The organism is Roseibium sp. FZY0029 (assembly GCF_036350355.1).
Taxonomy (GTDB): Bacteria; Pseudomonadota; Alphaproteobacteria; order Rhizobiales; family Stappiaceae; genus Roseibium.
This window is the reverse complement of sequence record NZ_JAZDVZ010000028.1, coordinates 1-1043: the sequence shown is the minus strand read 5'-3', so window position 1 is coordinate 1043 and position 1043 is coordinate 1. Positions and strand designations below refer to the sequence as shown.

Annotated in this window: 1 protein-coding gene; it reads left to right on the top strand. The window is 58.2% G+C overall.

Annotation, left to right across the window (positions count from 1 at the left end; genetic code table 11):
* Positions 1–77 precede the first annotated feature (77 nt).
* Positions 78–1043 (top strand): HlyD family type I secretion periplasmic adaptor subunit (locus V1T76_RS29020; protein WP_330564143.1); only part of this gene is annotated, 966 nt, incomplete at its 3' end.

The window sequence follows — 1043 nt, the reverse complement described above, 5'->3', positions numbered from 1 at the left end:
CCGAAGGACGAAGTGCTCAAGCAAGTGGTGCAGCCCGTGCCAAACCCGCGCACACGCGTCGAAGGGAGGCGATGAAGATGTCTGATCAGATCGGAGCTTCACCGCAAATTGGCCCCAACGCTCCCGGTGCCGATGACATGTTGCGTCACACAGTGCGCAATCACATGCTGTTTGCGCTGTTTCTGACCATTGCAGTGATCGGTGGCATCGGAGGCTGGGCGGCCTTTACAGAGATTTCCGGCGCGGTTGTCTCCTCCGGCACGATAGTGGTTGAGAGCAACACCAAACATGTTCAGCACCGTGAAGGCGGTATTGTTCGGGTTATCCGCGTGAAAAATGGCGACGCGGTTGAGGCCGGAGATCTCCTGATCAGCCTCGACGACACGGTGACACGCGCCAACCTTGCGGTCATTACCAAACAATTGGTGGATCTGACCGCGCAGGAATTGCGCCTTGCCGCGGAACGGGACGACTTGCGAACAATCGAGTGGCCTGAAGAACGGACCGCCAATCTGGGTGACGTTGAAAGAGGTCAGCAGCTTCTTCTGGAAGCCCGGCGGAATTCCAAGGAAGGCCGCAAGAACCAGCTGGAAGAACAGATCCGTCAGTTCAACAAGCAGACCGAAGGTCTCGAAGCGCAGGTCAGGGCCAAGACATCAGAAATTGAACTGATCGGCGAAGAGCTTGCCGATCTCGGCGGACTTCTGGACAAGCAGCTCGTCTCAAAGAGCCGTGTAACGGCGCTTCGCCGCGAAAAGGCGCGTCTTGACGGGGAATATGGCGACCTGATTGCCCAGATTGCGCGCACCAGGGAAGCGATCAGCGAGCGGCACATCCAGATCCTGCAGATCGAGGAGACCTACCGGGCCGAAGTCCTGGAAAACCTGCAGGAGGTGCGCTCCCGCATCGCCCAGCTCGAAGAACAGAAAATCGCTGCGGAGGACGAACTGACCCGTGTCGATATTCTGGCCCCGCGCAATGGCTATGTTCACCAACTCGCAGTCCACACGATCGGTGGTGTCATTGCGCCCGGTGAAACCATC